Raw genomic sequence first — 13,790 nt, 5'->3', positions numbered from 1 at the left:
GACGGCGCGCCGAAGGTTGTCGTCTACCTCGCGGAGGGCGATGCCTTCGGCGAGGATTCGACGCGCTGCCGAAACCGCCGGTCATCCCCGGTGGCTGCTGCCGGTCAAGGCGGCGAGGAAGGCGCAAGTGCGTGCGATCGTGCTCGATGTGCGCTTGCCCGAAGACGTGACCCGGCGCTCGATCACCGCCGCGCTGACCGTCCCGCTCGCACGCCGCCTTCGCCCTCTCGCGGCTCGATTACGAGGTCGGCGCGATCCACGATGGATTGGCGGCGATGCTGCGCCTGCGGGCGCGGCCGCAGGCGATGGGCGACGCCGCGAGGCGCTGGGACTCAGCGGTTCCTGCGGACGTCGCCGGCGCTGATCACGACGTCCGCCGCGCGGCGCGCGAACAGGCCGTTGGTGACGACGCCCGGGATCTGGTTGAGTTCGCGCTCGAGGGTCAGTGGATCGACGATGCGCAGGTTGTGCACGTCGAGGATCCAGTTGCCGTTGTCGGTGGTGACGCCCTCGCGCCACACCGGCTGGCCGCCGAGGGCCACGATCTTGCGGCCCACCAGCGAGCGCGCCATCGGGATCACCTCGACGGGGAGCGGGAAGCGCCCGAGCACGTCGACCTCCTTGGCTTTGTCGATGATGCAGACGAAGGTCTTGCTCGCCTCGGCGATGATCTTCTCGCGCGTCAGCGCGGCGCCGCCGCCCTTGATCAACCGATTGTGCGGGTCGCACTCGTCGGCACCGTCGACGTAGAGCGACAGCGGGCCGGCGGCGTTCAGGTCCATCACCCTAATGCCGAGCGATTTCAACTGGGCGGTACTCTGTTCCGAGCTGGAGACCGCCGCCTCGATGCGGTCCTTCATCGCGCCGAGGCCGTCGATGAAATGCTTCACCGTCGAGCCGGTGCCGACGCCGATGACCATGCCGTCCTCGACGTATTCGAGGGCTTTCAGCGCCGAGGCGCGTTTCTGTTCGTCGGCGGTGCTCATGGGCGTTGCTTCTCCAGCGTGAGGATGTGTTTCCACTGCGCGGCGGTCACCGGCAGCACGGACAGGCGGTTGCCCCGCCGGAGCAGGGCGAAATCATCGAGCGCGTCGGCGTGCCCGCGGAGCTCGTCGAGGGAAATGGCGCGTGACAGCTTGCGTTCGAAGCCGACGTCGACCAGCCACCAGCGCGGGTCCTCACGCGTGCTCTTGGCGTCGAAGTAGTCGGACGTCGCGTCGAACTGCGTCGGGTCAGGGTAGGGCGTCGAGGCGACCGTGGCGAGGCCGTAGATACCCGGAACGTCGGCGTTCGAGTGGTAGAAGAACACGCCGTCCCCGACGCGCATCTGCTTCCACATGAAGTTGCGGGCCTGGTAGTTGCGGACGCCGCTCCAGGGCTCTGCGCCGACGCGTTCGAGATCGTCGATGGAGAACTCGTCCGGCTCGGATTTCATCAGCCAGTACTGGCGGGCGGGCTTGGGCATGTCAGCGGTCGAAGCGATGGAAAGCGGAGGGCGTGGCGACGGCATCGAGCGGGACATCCCAGTCGGCGGCCTCGAGCACGTCGACCTGCTGCCCGTCGTAGGCGATGCCGACCAGTCGCGGCGAGCGCGGCGCCGCGGCCAGGGCTCCGTCGCCGGTGCGCCGGAACGCGAAGCTGCGGTCGTACCAGCCGCCGCCCTGGCCGAGGCGATCGCCCTTCGCGTCGAACGCGAGCAAGGGCACCAACACCACGGCGAGTTGGTCGGCCGCCAGCAGCGGCCCCTGTGCGGGTTCCGGTATGCCATGGCGATTGGGCGCAAGCGCCTGCCCCGCCGACCACTCGCGGAAGCGCAGGCGGCCGTCCTCGTGGAGCACCGGCAGGCACCAGCGCAGCGTGGCGGGAAGATTGGCCTGCACGGCATGCAACGGCAGCTCGCCACCGACGGCCCAATAGCCGGCGATGCGGCCTTCGAAGGCGGCGAGCTCGGGCAGCAGGTGCGACGCGACGGCGGCGGCCGCGTCGAGCCGCTCGCGGACGGGCAGCGCACGGCGGCGCTCGCGCATCGAGGCTCGAAGCTCGCTGGGGTTCAAGAAGACGTCCTCCGCCGTGCCGATGCGTACGAAACGACCTTGATCCCGAGGATCAAGTGGGAGCGCAGTCATCGCGTTCAGGCTTTCCGCAGCAGGGCGGACATGCACACCGGCGATGAAGCTGAATTCCCGGGCCGTATTTATGGGTCAAGGCGAAATGTTAGCGCACGCTGTCGAGCACAGCAGAGGACGCATGCGCAGTATAGCCGCCCGATGGCGTCGCAAGGCCGTGACGGCCGCCGTGGTTCAGCGCGAGGCGTGGACGGCGAGCAGCGACTCGAGCTTGCGGTTGAGGTCGGCGATGCCGCGCGACAGGTCGCCGTCGCGGCCGTCGAGCTCTCGCCGGAACGCGTTCACTTCGGCGGCGAGGTTCAGCGCCGCGATCACCGCGATGCGGTCGAACGCCGCCATCTTGTTGTCGCCGCGGATGCCGCGCATGCGGGCGTCCAGCAATTGCGCGGCGGACTGCAGGGCCTCGCGCTCGTCCGGCGGACAGCCGATGGTGAACTCGCGGTCGAGGATGCGGATGTTGACGCCCTCGCTCACGGGCTGGCCTCCATCGACTTCAGGCGCTGGATCATGGCTTCGACACGGCTGCGCGCCTGTTCGTTCTTCGACAGCAGCTGCGCGCGTTCGCCGGCCAGCTGCTCCTGGGCCTGCACCAGCCGCCGGTTCTCGTCGGACAGCCGCTGCACCACGGCAACGAGGGCGTCGATGCGGGCAGCGAGCGTCGCGAGGTCGTCGCGCGGGTCGGGATGTCGGCTCATGGCGGCATCTTGGTCGGCGATGGGAAAGGCGGTCAAGCGGCGTTCGCGCCGCCGCGAGGTGCTTCGTTGCGCTCGCGGATGAAGGCGAAGGCCTGGGGCGTCTCGAGGGGGCGGGACAGCCAATAGCCCTGCACCTCGTCGCAGCCCTGGCCGCGGAGGTAGCCGAGTTGGGCGGCGGTCTCCACGCCCTCGGCGACGACGTGCAGGCCGAGTGAATGCGCCATGGTGATGATCGTCGCCGTGATCGCTTTGTCGTCGGGGTCGTCCGTCAGGTCGCCGATGAAGGCCTTGTCGATCTTCAACGTGTCGATCGGCAGTCGCTTCAAGTAGATCAGTGACGAATAGCCGGTGCCGAAGTCGTCGATGGCGACCCGCACGCCGACCTCGCGCAACTGGTGGAGAACGGCGAGCGTCTGTTCGGCGTTCTGCATCACCATGCTCTCGGTGACCTCGAGCTCGATCCGGTCCGGCGGCACGCCCGTCTCGGCGAGGATCCCGCGGAGCTGGTCCGCCAGCGGCGAACGCAGCAACTGGAGGACGGAAACGTTGATGCTGCAGGAAATGTCGACGAGGCCGTCGTCCCGCCAATGCCGAAGGGTCCGGCATGCCTCGCGCATCACCCATTCACCGATCGCGAGGATCATCCCGCTTTCCTCGGCGAGCGGGATGAATTCGACCGGGCTGACCTCGCCGACGTCGGCCGAACGCCAGCGCAGCAAGGCTTCCACGCCGACGATGCGGTCGCTGCGCAGGCTCAGTCGGGGTTGGAAGACGAGGCGGAACTCGTCCTGGGCCAGTGCCCGCCGGAGTGCGGCGAGCAGGTTGGCCCGGCGGCGTGCCTCCGCGTCCATCGCCTCGTCGTACACCTCGAAGGTGTTCCGCCCCTGCGACTTGGCTTGGTACATCGCGGTGTCCGCGAACTTCAGCAGGTCGGTCGGCACCATCGCATGGTCGGGATACAGGCTGATGCCCACGGACGGCGTGATGCTCACGTTGTGACGCTCGTCGACCTCGAGCGGTAGGTTGAACGCCGCGAGAAGTTCGCGCGCCAGGCGTTCGACCGACGCTACCCCGTCGAGGTCCTCGACGATGATCGTGAACTCATCGCCACCGAGCCGCGCCACCGTGTCGGTAGGTCCGACCGCGGCCTGCAGGCGAGCCGCGGCCGCCTTCAGCAGGCGGTCGCCCGCTGCATGGCCGAGCGAGTCGTTGATGTCCTTGAAGTGGTCGAGGTCGATGAAGAGCACGGCGACGCGGCTCTCCTGGCGGCGTGCGCGGATGATCGCGCGGGACAGCCTCTCGGCCAGCAGGGTCCGGTTCGGCAAGCCGGTGAGCGTGTCGTAGTTCGCGAGATACCGAAGTTCCTGCTCGGCGCGCTTCTTCTGCGTGATGTCGTTGACGACCGCGACGAAGTGTGTGCGTTGCTGGCTGGCGTCGGTGACCTCCGACAGCTCGATCCAGCTCAGGAACTCGCCGCCGTCCTTCCTCCGCTGCCACATCTCGCCGCTCCAGTGGCCACTGCGGACGACGACCCCGCGGACGCGCTGGTAGAACTCGGCGCTGTGCTGGGAGGAATCGAGCAGGTTGGATGGAAGGCCGACGACGTCCGCTTCGCTGTATCCGGTGATCCGCGAGAACGCCGGGTTGACCGCGACGAAGGTGAAGTCGAGGTCGATCACCGAGACCGCCTCGCTCATGCTGCGGAAAACCTCGTAGGCGACTCGGGTCTCGCGCTCCGCGCGGCGGAGGTCCTGGATATCGCGCGTGGTGCCGCCGAGCTTCATCGCCTTGCCGCTGGCATCGCGCTCGGTGACCTTGCCGCGGGCGCGGACCCAGCGCCAGCTGCCGTCTTCGTGGCGGATGCGGTGTTCGGACTCGAAGAGCGCGCCTTCGCCATTGACGTGGCGCTCGACCAGGCCGCGAAGTCGCTCGACGTCGTCCGGATGCACCGATTCCTCGCGCCACTTCGCCAGCGGAACCGCATCCGGCGCGGTGTTGCCGGCGATGCGCTGGATGCCCTGCCGGACGAGCATGCCGGTGCGTACGTCCAGCTCCCACAGCACGTCGCCGGAGGTCGCCAGGATGAGGTCGGCCTGCTGCTTGAGCCGGCGGATCTCGTTGGCACGGGCATCGTCTTCCGCATGGCGGATCTGCTTCGACCGCAGCCTCGCCACCAAGAGCCCCAAGAGGGCCATGCCCAGCACGACCACCAGGAACCAAGCTTCGGCCGCGAACGGGGCAGCGGGCATTGCGGGTGGTCGCCTCGGGGTCGTCGGCAGGACAAGCAGTGTACGCAGGGCCGGGACGGGCACCAAGCGCGCGGGCCGCTGATAGACTGCAGGGACAGATTGTGGCCGCGTGACATGTCCGATTCCTTGCCCTCCTACGCCGCGGTGGCCGAGCAGATCGCCGCGCTCTCGCTGTCCGTGGATCCGTCCGAGCTGCATGGCTCCTTGTGCGCCCTGCGCTGCGGCCATCCACCGCGCGCCAACTGGCTCGCCGAGGCCATGGGCGATGACGCCGTGCCGCTGCCGCCGGCGTCGTCGGCCCTCGGCCGCCTGGACGCGGCGACCATCGAACAGCTCGGCGGGACGGACTTCGGCCTGGAGTTGCTCCTTCCCGACGACGATGCGCCGGTGGCCGAGCGGGGCGAGGCGTTGGTGGCCTGGTGCCGCGGCTTCCTTGGCGGTGTCGGTCTGGCCGGCATCGAGCCAAAGCTCGGCGAGGAGGCGCGCGAGGCCTTGGGGGATGTCGCCCGCATCGCCGAATCCGACGTCAGCTACGACGATCCGGACGCGGACGAGGAGGCCCTGGTGGAACTCGAGGAGTTCGTCCGCGTGGCGGCCCTGCTGATCCACGGCGATTGCCTCGCCGCCACCGGCGATCGCAAGCGCCTGCACTGATGGTGGCGCCGAAGGCCCCGGCCGAGGTCGCCAAGGGCGAATACCAGCGCCGCCGCCGTGCCCTGCTGCAGATGGCGCAGGACGACGCCATCCTGATCCTTCCGGCCGCGCCGGAGCGCATCCGCAGCCACGACACGCACCACCCCTACCGGCAGGATTCCGACTTCGCTTACCTCACCGGTTTCCCGGAGCCGGAAGCCGTGCTGGTGCTGGTGCCGGGCCGCGCGCATGGCGAGACCCTGCTGTTCTGCCGAGAGCGCCACCCGGAGCGCGAACTCTGGGACGGACGGCGCGCCGGTCCCGAAGGGGCGGTGGCGGGTTATGGCATCGATGATGCCTACCCCATCGACGACATCGACGAGATCCTGCCGGGCCTGCTGGAGGGTCGTTCGCGGGTCTACTACCACTTCGGCCGCGACACCGACTTCGACCTGAAGCTCATCGGCTGGGTGAACCGGGTCCGCGCGCAGGCGCGGCAGGGCGCGCAGCCGCCGCACGAGTTCCTCGAGCTGGGCCACCTGCTGCACGAACTTCGCCTGTTCAAGTCGCCGGCCGAATTGAGGCAGATGCGCTTCGCCGCCAGCGTGGCGGCCGAGGCGCAGAAGGCGGCGATGCGAGCGACCCGCGCGGGCGGCCGCGAATTCGAGGTGGAGGCGGCGCTGTGGGGCGTGTGGCGCGCGCACGATTGCGTGCCGGCCTACAACCCCATCGTCGGCGCGGGCCCGAACGCCTGCGTGCTGCACTACCGCGAGAACAACGGCCCGCTGAAGGACGGCGACCTGCTGCTCTGCGACGCCGGCGCCGAGTTTCGCGGTTACGCCAGCGACATCACCCGGACGTGGCCGGTCAATGGCCGCTATTCGAAAGAGCAGCGCGCGCTGTACGACCTCGTGCTGTCGGCGCAGGCGGCGGCCATCGCCCAGGCTGTGCCCGGGCGGCCCTACGCCGGCGTGCACGACGCCGCGGTCGAGGTGCTCACGGAAGGCCTGCTCTCGCTCGGCCTGCTGAAGGGCACGCTGCGGAAGGCGTTGGAGAGCGAGGCCTACAAGGCCTTCTACATGCACAAGACCGGGCACTGGATCGGCCTCGACGTGCACGACGTCGGCGACTACAAGGTGGCGGGCGAATCGCGACTGCTCGAGCCGGGCATGGTGTTCACCGTCGAGCCCGGGCTTTACATCGCGCCCGATGCCGCGGTCCCGGCCAAGTGGCGGGGCATCGGCATCCGCATCGAGGACGAAGTCAGGATCACCGACGACGGCGGGGAAGTGCTGACCGGCGCCGTGCCGAAAGACGCCGATGCAGTCGAGGCGTGGATGGCGGGCTGAGCCCGCGCCTCACATGTCGTGCTTGTTCAGGGCCAGGCCGCGGGCCTGGTACTGCTTCCAGCGTGCGCGAAGCGGCTCGCGCGCGGACGGATCGGCGGGCACCACTTCCAGCACGCGTTCGAAGCCCTCGGGCACCGTCTCGGCGCGCAGGTTGATCACCATGGCGCGCATCGGCGCCTCGATGCCGGGAGGCACCACGAGCACGGGGACGTCGTCCTCGTCCTCGTCGAGGCCGGCGATCTGGTGCTCGATGAAGCTGTCCTCCTCGAACGACCACAGCAGGTCGTCGAGTTCCTCGGCCTGCTGCGCCGTGGCGCACAGCACCAGCGTCGGCTTGCCGGTGCCGTGGCAGCGCTTGGCGAGTTCGCACACGAGCAGCAGGGGCTGCTCGCGGAAGCGAGGCTTGTCGATCAGGTAGAAGTCGGCGCGCGCGCTCATCGGCGGGCGCCCCGCGGGGTCGCGGGGCGCGTCACGCTCAGGCCGCCCGGGCCTGGTCGATCAGCCAGCGGGTCAGCAGGCCGACCGGACGGCCGGTGGCCATGCCCTTGCGGCCCTCGTCCGAGGACGAGCCGGCGATGTCGAGGTGCGCCCAGCGCTGGCCCTCCGCGAAGCGGGAGAGGAAGCAGGCCGCGGTGATCGAGCCGGCCGCCTTCCCGCCGATGTTGTAGACGTCGGCATAGATCGAATCGAGCTGCGACTGGTAGTCGTCCCAGATCGGCAGGCGCCAGGCGCGGTCGTGCGCGTACTCGCCCGCGGCGAGCAGCTCGGCCGCGAGGTCGTCGTGGTGCGACATCAGGCCGGTGGCGTGCTTGCCCAGCGCGATGATCACCGCCCCCGTCAGCGTGGCCACGTCGACCAGGGCCTTCGGCTCGAACCGCTGCGCGTAGGTCAGGGCGTCGCAGAGGATCAGTCGGCCCTCGGCGTCGGTGTTGCCGACCTCGATGGTCTTGCCGCTCATCGAGGTGAGCACGTCGGACGGACGGTAGGCGTTGCCGTCCGGCATGTTCTCGACCGCGGCGGCGATCGCGACCACGTTGATCGGCAGCCGGAGCTTGGCGGCCGTGAGGAAGCTGCCGAGCACGCTGGCGGCGCCGAGCATGTCGAACTTCATCTCCTCGATGCCGCCCTGCACCTTCAGGTTGATGCCGCCGGTGTCGAAGGTGATCCCCTTGCCGACGAGCACGTGCGGCTTGGCGTCGCCGCCGCCGTTCCACTTCAGGACGATGACCTTCGGGCGGTTGTGCGAGCCGCGGCCGACGGCCAGCAGCGAGCCCATGCCCAGCGCCTCGAGATCCGCCTCTTCCAGCACCTCGACCTCGACGCCCGCATGGTCCGCGGCGATCTTCCGCGCGGTGTCGGCGAGGTAGGCCGGGTTGCAGATGTTCGGCGGCAGGTGGCCGAGCTCGCGGGCCAGCTCCGTGCCGGCGGCGATGGCCTTGCCACGCTCGAGCGCCGCGGCGTCGTCGCCGCGGATCGAAAGGCCCACGAGATCCGGGGCCGGGCCGGCGTTGCGGGTCGCGGTGTAACGGTAGGCCGCGTGGTCGGCGCAGGCCACCGCCTGCTCGATGGCGAAGCCGGCGTCGCGGCCCTCGATGGCGAGTTCGCTCAGCGTGAAAAGGGCGCGCTTCGCCGGGGTGGCCTTCACCGCGCGCACCGCGTCGCCGATGAGCTTCTGGTAGCCGGCGGCGTTCAGCTTGCCGGCCTCGCCGGCGCCCACCACGATGACGCGCGGCGCGGCGACGCCGGGCAGGTCGGTCAGCAGGGTGGTGCGCCCGGCCTTGCCCGGCAGGTCGCCGCGGGCGTGGAGGGCCGAGAGGCGGCCGCCGCTCGCGGCATCGATGGCCGCGGCGCTGTCGCTCAGGCGGCCATCGGCGTGGATGCCGACGATGACGGCGTCGGTGGCCACCGACGCAGCGGCGGACGGGTTCAGGTCGAATTCGAGTGCCATCGGGGAGTTTCCGTAGAATGCAGCGCCTTGACCGGCGTTGCCGGCAAGGCAGGTCGGTGCTGAGGCGCCGGCCGCCAGTACGGCGGTGCCCCGCGGGGGCCGCGAGTGTAATCGATCCCGTGCGAGGACCGCCTTGACGACCCTGCAGCGCTACCTCGTGCGACAGCTGGCCGCGACCACCGCGGCGACCGTGGTCGTGCTGCTGCTGGTGAGTTTGGGCGGCGTGTTCGCGGACCTGGTGTCCGAGATCGCGCGCGGCCGCGTGCCAGCGCCGTTGCTGTTCTCGCAGATGGGCCTGCGCCTCGTCTCCTACCTGCCGCTGGTGCTGCCGCTCGGTCTGTTCATCGGCCTGTTGATGGGGATCAGCCGCCTGTATCGGGACAGCGAGATGGCCGTGCTCTTCTCGCTGGGACAGGGGCCCCGCCAGCTCCTCGGGCCGATGATGCTCGTTGTCCTGCCAGTGGCGACCGTGATCGCCCTGTGCAGCCTTTGGCTGGGCCCCTTGGCCGAGCGCGAAGCCACGGCGGCGGTCGCGAACGCCAATCGCAGCTTCCTGGTCGCGGGACTTGATGCGGGGCGTTTCGTCGAGTTGCCCGGTGGGCGGGGCGTGGTGTTCGTCGGTGCGCTGTCGCCCGATGGCCGGGAGTTCAAGCGCCTCTTCGTGCAGATGCAGCGGGGGGACCGCGTCGACGTGATCACCGCGGTCGAGGGCGAGATGTTCGTCGATCGCGGTGGTCGCTTCCTCCGCCTCCGCGACGGCTTCCGCGCCGAAGGGCAGCCCGGCGAGCCGGACTTCCGGCTGCAGCGTTTCGATGTGAACGAAGTGAGGCTGCCCGATGTCGAGAGCGAGGAGCGCAACCCGCTCGCTGGCCGACCCTCCCTCGCCCTCATCGGCGAGACGGCCACGCCGCGCGCCCGCGCGGAGTTCCACTACCGCGTCGGCATCCCGCTGTTCTCGGTGGTGCTGGCCTTGCTGGCGCTGCCCCTGTCGCGCAGCCCGCCGCGGCAGGCCCGCTACGGCCGGATGATCCTCGCCACGCTGGCCTACACCTTCGGCAGCAACCTGTTGATCCTCGGCCGCACATGGTTGGGCACCGGCCAGATCCCGATGGCCCTGGGCCTGTGGTGGCTGTTGCTGCCGGCACTGGCACTGGCGATCTGGCTGGTGTGGCGCGACGGCGAGCCGCCGCTGTGGCGCCGCGCTTCCGTGGTGCGCTCGTGATCACGTTGCGGGTCCATCACCGCTTCATCGGGCGTTCGGTCCTGTCCAGCGTCCTCCTCAGCTGGCTCGTGCTCACCGGCTTTGCCGTGCTGGGCGCGCTCGTCGGGCAGATGGACGACATCGGCCAAGGCGATTACGGCGTGGGCCATGCGCTCCTCTACCTGGCCTTGCAGGCGCCGCGGCGGGCTTACGAGAGCTTCCCGATGGCGGCCGTCATCGGCACCGTCCTCGCGCTGGGGGCGCACGCGGCGAAGTCCGAACTGGTGGCACTGCGCGCGTCGGGCCTTTCGCCTTTGCGCATCGGGGCGACGTCGCTGCTGGCCGTCGCCATGATCATCGTGCCGTTGATGGTCGCGATGGAGGTCGTCATCCCCGGCGCCGAGCAGCGGGCGCAGGCGTTGAAGCTCGGCGCGATGCAGCGCGAGGTCGCCTTGGCCGGGGGCGCCAACGTGTGGGCGCGCGAGGGCGGCGAGGTTTTCAACGCTCAGGGCGGCGAACGCCGCGTGGTGGATGGCCGCACCATGCTGGTCTTCAACCAGGTGCGGGTGTTCGCCTTCGACCCGCAGGGGCGCCTCGCGTGGATCCAGGAAGCCGGCGAAGCCGACTACGACGAGACCCGCGGCTGGCAGCTCCGTGACGTCAAGCGCACCACGTTCAGCGCGCGCAGCGTCGCGGTGGAGCGGTTCGACGTCCAGTCGTGGTCGACGGCACTGCGACCCGGCGCCATCGAGGCCAGCCTCCAGCATCCCGATCTGCTGACGACCATGGCGCTCGGCAGCCGCATCGAGCAGTTGCGGCGGAATGGGCTCGATGCGGGGGCCATGAGCGAGGCGTACTGGGCGCGCTGGTTCTTCCCGCTCACCACGCTGGCCCTCGTGTTCGCCGCACTGCCGGTCGCCTTCGGGCAGCAGCGCAGCGGCGGCTTCGGCCAACGGCTCTTCATCGGCATCGTGTTCGCGCTCGTCGCGCGTCTGGTCCAGCCGATGCTGGTGAACCTCGCGAAGGCCTACCAGTGGCCGATCGTCGTCGCGTATGCGTTGCCGGTGCTGCTGCTGGTCGCGTTCGGCGCGTGGTGGGTCCGCCGGCGTTGATCAGGGCGCTTCGAGGCGAACGAACCGCGTCCCCGCCCAGCGGTCGTAAAGCGCCGCCGAATCGCGGTCGACCAGCGACCAGAGCGGGCCCGCCGCGGCGATGCCAGCGCCGATCCAGAACGGGAGCAGGCGCTCGATACCCGGAAGCCACGCGGCCACTTCGATGCCGAGGATGGCCGGCACGGTGGCGAGCGCGTAGCGACGCAGCAGCACGAGCCGCGACGCCGGATGGCCGTCGTCGCCCACCACCTTGAGTCGCCATGGGCGCATGCCGAGGGTTTGTCCGCCGCGCGACCAGCTCAGCACGAAATAGGCGCCGGCGGCGCTCCACGTGCCGGCGACCATCACCGGTGCCATCCACGGCAGGTCGCTGAGGTCGGGATGGCCCAGGGCAGCGGCGATGGCGGTGACGACGCCGCCGAAGGCGAGCACCAGCGCGAACACCGGGAACAGGTCGTAGACGAGGGCGAGCAGGCGCCAGCCCAAGGAGGCAGGCCGGGCCTGCGGAATCAGTGCGGTCATCGCCCAAGGATACCGGCCGCCTCGGCTAGAGTGCCGTCATGACCGACGTTCCCGCCGCCCGCCGCCGCAGTGGCCCGCCGGCTTCCACCGCCGAACGCCGGAGGCTCGGCGCGACATGGCCCGATGTCCCGGCCACGGATGCGGCCGACATCGAGGCCTTTCTCCGCCGCCACTGGGCGGAAACCGGCAGCGCCCGCGCCACGCTCTCCGCCTATCGGAGCGATCTGGAGCTGGCCGCGCGCTGGTTGGCCTCGCGTGGCGTGGCGGGCCTTCGCGCCGCCACTCGGGCCGAGCTTTTCGCGCTTCTGGAGATGCGCGCCGGGGCCGGGTACGCGGCGCGGAGCACCGCCCGGCTGATGGCCGCTTTGCGCGCTTTCTTCGCTGATGCGATGCGCCAGCAGCGGATGTCCAGCGACCCGACGGCCCTGCTGGAGCTGCCGACCCTGCCGCGTCCACTCCCCAAGGCCCTCGCCGAATCGCAGGTCGACGCCCTGCTCCAGGCGCCGGACCCCGGCACGCCCGCCGGGCTTGCCGAGCGCGCCATGCTCGAATTGCTGTACGCCACCGGCTTGCGTGTTTCCGAGCTGGTGGCCTTGCCGACGCTGGCGGTGAATCTCCGACAGGGCGTGCTTCGCGTCCGCGGCAAGGGAGGCAAGGAGCGTCTCGTGCCGATCGGTGCCGAGGCCCAGCACTGGTTGGAGCGCTATCTGGCCGAGGCCCGGCCCACACTGGCGCGCGCGGCGGATGGCCGCTCCGCGAACCCGGGCGCGCTGTTCCTCGGGGCGGACGGCGCGCCGCCAACGCGCCAGCAGTTCTGGGCGCGCCTGAAAGCGTTGGCCGCGCGAGCCGGTATCGACCCCGCCAAGGTCACCCCCCATGGCCTGCGTCACAGTTTCGCGACGCACCTCTTGAATCGTGGCGCCGACCTCCGCGTGGTCCAGATGCTCCTCGGACACAGCAGCCTCTCGACCACGCAGATCTACACCCACGTGGCGCGCGAGGGGCTCAAGCGCCTGCACGCCGCCCACCACCCGCGCGGTTAACCGCGGCGGACCGCGTCCCGCTCACGGTCCCGGGTCGGGGGCTGTGCTTCAATACGCAACGTGAAGCCCCGCTGCGGCCCCCGCCGCCAGACCCCGACTTTCTGCCTTGGAATGCCCATGCGTCGTCGCCTTGCCCCGCTCTCCGTCCTCGCCCTCTCGCTGGGCCTCGGCCTCTCGGCCTGCGCCCAACCGGCGCCGTCGGCACCCGCGACCACGCCTGCGGCGGGTGAGGCAGCGGTTCGGGCAACGCTCGCGGGCGCCTTGCCCGGCGCCGACATCCGCCGGTTGCGCCCGGCCCCGATCGCCGGCTTCACCGAGGCCGTGGTCGCAGGGCGCGTGTTCTACGTCAGCAACGACGGCCGCTACATCATCGATGGCGCCGTCATCGACATGCGGGAGCGCCGGAACATCACCGACGCGGCGATGGACGACATCCGCGTCGAGGGCCTGAAAGCCATCCCGACGTCGCAGCGCATCGTCTTCGCGCCGCGCGACCCGAAGTACACGGTGACGGTATTCACCGACATCGACTGCGGCTACTGCCGGATGTTCCACCAGCATGTCGCCGAATACAACGCACTCGGCATCGCCGTGGAATACCTCTTCTTCCCGCGTGCGGGCGAAGGGTCCGAGAGCTGGGCGAAGGCCGAGTCGGTCTGGTGCGCGAGGGACCCGCGTCAGGCCATGACCGATGCAAAGGCGGGCAAGGCCCTGCCGCCCGGCGGCTGCAACAACCCTGTCGGTGCCGAGTACGCGCTCGGGCAGGACGTCGGGGTCAACGCCACGCCGGCCGTGTTCGCCGCGAACGGCGCCCAGCTTGGCGGCTACCTCGAGCCGCAGCGGCTGCTGGCCGCCCTCGAGGCCAACGCGGCCGCCGAGGCCGCGGCAAACGCCGCCACCGCCGCGCGCTGA

15 protein-coding genes and 1 other RNA gene are annotated in these 13,790 nt (G+C 70.2%); 6 read left to right on the top strand and 10 right to left on the bottom strand.

Going from position 1 to position 13,790, the window contains the following annotated elements; genetic code table 11:
* Window positions 1-332: 332 nt before the first annotated feature.
* From rpiA to ACYVAK_RS03340, 7 genes are all read right to left on the bottom strand, one after another.
* A complete protein-coding gene (gene rpiA, locus ACYVAK_RS03370; protein WP_461057967.1) occupies window positions 333-986 on the bottom strand; it encodes a ribose-5-phosphate isomerase RpiA in 654 nt (217 codons plus the stop codon).
* The gene (locus ACYVAK_RS03365) at window positions 983-1,465 is read right to left on the bottom strand and encodes an EVE domain-containing protein (protein ID WP_461057965.1); all 483 of its coding nucleotides are present in this window, start codon (window positions 1,463-1,465) and stop codon (window positions 983-985) included. Before ACYVAK_RS03365 ends, rpiA begins: the two co-directional genes overlap by 4 nt.
* 1 nt (window position 1,466) lies before the next feature.
* On the bottom strand, window positions 1,467-2,054 hold the full coding sequence (locus tag ACYVAK_RS03360) for a 5-formyltetrahydrofolate cyclo-ligase (RefSeq protein ID WP_461057963.1): 588 nt from the start codon (window positions 2,052-2,054) through the stop codon (window positions 1,467-1,469).
* A 4-nt stretch (window positions 2,055-2,058) separates the two neighbouring features.
* Window positions 2,059-2,246: non-coding RNA, 6S RNA (gene ssrS / locus ACYVAK_RS03355), on the bottom strand.
* A gap of 54 nt (window positions 2,247-2,300) precedes the next feature.
* On the bottom strand, window positions 2,301-2,600 hold the full coding sequence (locus ACYVAK_RS03350) for a cell division protein ZapA (RefSeq protein WP_461057961.1): 300 nt from the start codon (window positions 2,598-2,600) through the stop codon (window positions 2,301-2,303).
* Entirely contained in the window at window positions 2,597-2,821 is a 225-nt protein-coding gene (locus ACYVAK_RS03345) for a TIGR02449 family protein (protein WP_397574215.1), read from the bottom strand. The genes ACYVAK_RS03350 and ACYVAK_RS03345 overlap by 4 nt, the downstream gene beginning before the upstream one ends.
* Window positions 2,822-2,853: 32 nt before the next feature.
* The gene (locus ACYVAK_RS03340) at window positions 2,854-5,070 is read right to left on the bottom strand and encodes a putative bifunctional diguanylate cyclase/phosphodiesterase (protein WP_461057959.1); all 2,217 of its coding nucleotides are present in this window, start codon (window positions 5,068-5,070) and stop codon (window positions 2,854-2,856) included.
* Window positions 5,071-5,184: 114 nt separating this feature from the next.
* Here ACYVAK_RS03340 and ACYVAK_RS03335 point away from each other — a divergent pair, with 114 nt between their 5' ends.
* Window positions 5,185-5,724, top strand: a complete 540-nt coding sequence (locus tag ACYVAK_RS03335; RefSeq protein WP_461057957.1) for a UPF0149 family protein — start codon at window positions 5,185-5,187, stop codon at window positions 5,722-5,724.
* Entirely contained in the window at window positions 5,724-7,052 is a 1,329-nt protein-coding gene (locus tag ACYVAK_RS03330) for an aminopeptidase P N-terminal domain-containing protein (protein WP_461057955.1), read from the top strand. Before ACYVAK_RS03335 ends, ACYVAK_RS03330 begins: the two co-directional genes overlap by 1 nt.
* A 9-nt stretch (window positions 7,053-7,061) precedes the next feature.
* Here ACYVAK_RS03330 and ACYVAK_RS03325 read toward each other — a convergent pair whose 3' ends face one another.
* Together ACYVAK_RS03325 and ACYVAK_RS03320 are read right to left on the bottom strand one after the other, a co-directional pair.
* Window positions 7,062-7,490: a DNA polymerase III subunit chi gene (locus ACYVAK_RS03325; RefSeq protein ID WP_461057953.1), complete on the bottom strand. Its 429-nt coding sequence runs from the start codon at window positions 7,488-7,490 to the stop codon at window positions 7,062-7,064.
* A gap of 37 nt (window positions 7,491-7,527) precedes the next feature.
* Window positions 7,528-9,000, bottom strand: a complete 1,473-nt coding sequence (locus ACYVAK_RS03320; protein WP_461057951.1) for a leucyl aminopeptidase — start codon at window positions 8,998-9,000, stop codon at window positions 7,528-7,530.
* A gap of 133 nt (window positions 9,001-9,133) precedes the next feature.
* Here ACYVAK_RS03320 and lptF point away from each other — a divergent pair, with 133 nt between their 5' ends.
* Window positions 9,134-10,222, top strand: coding sequence for an LPS export ABC transporter permease LptF (gene lptF / locus ACYVAK_RS03315; protein ID WP_461057948.1), 1,089 nt, complete (start codon window positions 9,134-9,136; stop codon window positions 10,220-10,222).
* A complete protein-coding gene (gene lptG / locus ACYVAK_RS03310) occupies window positions 10,192-11,313 on the top strand; it encodes an LPS export ABC transporter permease LptG (RefSeq protein WP_461057946.1) in 1,122 nt (373 codons plus the stop codon). The genes lptF and lptG overlap by 31 nt, the downstream gene beginning before the upstream one ends.
* Here the strand turns inward: lptG and ACYVAK_RS03305 are convergent, their stop codons facing one another.
* Entirely contained in the window at window positions 11,314-11,835 is a 522-nt protein-coding gene (locus ACYVAK_RS03305) for an RDD family protein (protein WP_461057944.1), read from the bottom strand.
* A gap of 38 nt (window positions 11,836-11,873) precedes the next feature.
* Between ACYVAK_RS03305 and xerD the strand changes: the two genes are divergently transcribed.
* Window positions 11,874-12,878 carry a site-specific tyrosine recombinase XerD gene (xerD, locus tag ACYVAK_RS03300; RefSeq protein ID WP_461057942.1) on the top strand — a complete coding sequence of 335 codons (1,005 nt, stop codon included), beginning with the start codon at window positions 11,874-11,876 and terminating at the stop codon, window positions 12,876-12,878.
* A 117-nt stretch (window positions 12,879-12,995) separates the two neighbouring features.
* Complete coding sequence (locus tag ACYVAK_RS03295; RefSeq protein WP_461057940.1) at window positions 12,996-13,790, top strand: DsbC family protein; 795 nt, start codon at window positions 12,996-12,998, stop codon at window positions 13,788-13,790.

The organism is Silanimonas algicola, assembly GCF_054777375.1.
Note: the sequence above shows the minus strand (reverse complement) of the source record. Positions and strands in the feature narration are given on the sequence as shown.

What these genes read in the sequence shown, in the direction of transcription:
- rpiA (WP_461057967.1), bottom strand. Translation starts at nt 986, where the DNA reads ATGAGCACCGCCGACGAACAGAAACGCGCCTCGGCGCTGAAAGCCCTC.
- ACYVAK_RS03365 (WP_461057965.1), bottom strand. Translation starts at nt 1,465, where the DNA reads ATGCCCAAGCCCGCCCGCCAGTACTGGCTGATGAAATCCGAGCCGGAC.
- ACYVAK_RS03345 (WP_397574215.1), bottom strand. Translation starts at nt 2,821, where the DNA reads ATGAGCCGACATCCCGACCCGCGCGACGACCTCGCGACGCTCGCTGCC.
- ACYVAK_RS03340 (WP_461057959.1), bottom strand. Translation starts at nt 5,070, where the DNA reads ATGCCCGCTGCCCCGTTCGCGGCCGAAGCTTGGTTCCTGGTGGTCGTG.
- ACYVAK_RS03335 (WP_461057957.1), top strand. Translation starts at nt 5,185, where the DNA reads ATGTCCGATTCCTTGCCCTCCTACGCCGCGGTGGCCGAGCAGATCGCC.
- ACYVAK_RS03330 (WP_461057955.1), top strand. Translation starts at nt 5,724, where the DNA reads ATGGTGGCGCCGAAGGCCCCGGCCGAGGTCGCCAAGGGCGAATACCAG.
- ACYVAK_RS03325 (WP_461057953.1), bottom strand. Translation starts at nt 7,490, where the DNA reads ATGAGCGCGCGCGCCGACTTCTACCTGATCGACAAGCCTCGCTTCCGC.
- ACYVAK_RS03320 (WP_461057951.1), bottom strand. Translation starts at nt 9,000, where the DNA reads ATGGCACTCGAATTCGACCTGAACCCGTCCGCCGCTGCGTCGGTGGCC.
- ACYVAK_RS03305 (WP_461057944.1), bottom strand. Translation starts at nt 11,835, where the DNA reads ATGACCGCACTGATTCCGCAGGCCCGGCCTGCCTCCTTGGGCTGGCGC.
- xerD (WP_461057942.1), top strand. Translation starts at nt 11,874, where the DNA reads ATGACCGACGTTCCCGCCGCCCGCCGCCGCAGTGGCCCGCCGGCTTCC.
- ACYVAK_RS03295 (WP_461057940.1), top strand. Translation starts at nt 12,996, where the DNA reads ATGCGTCGTCGCCTTGCCCCGCTCTCCGTCCTCGCCCTCTCGCTGGGC.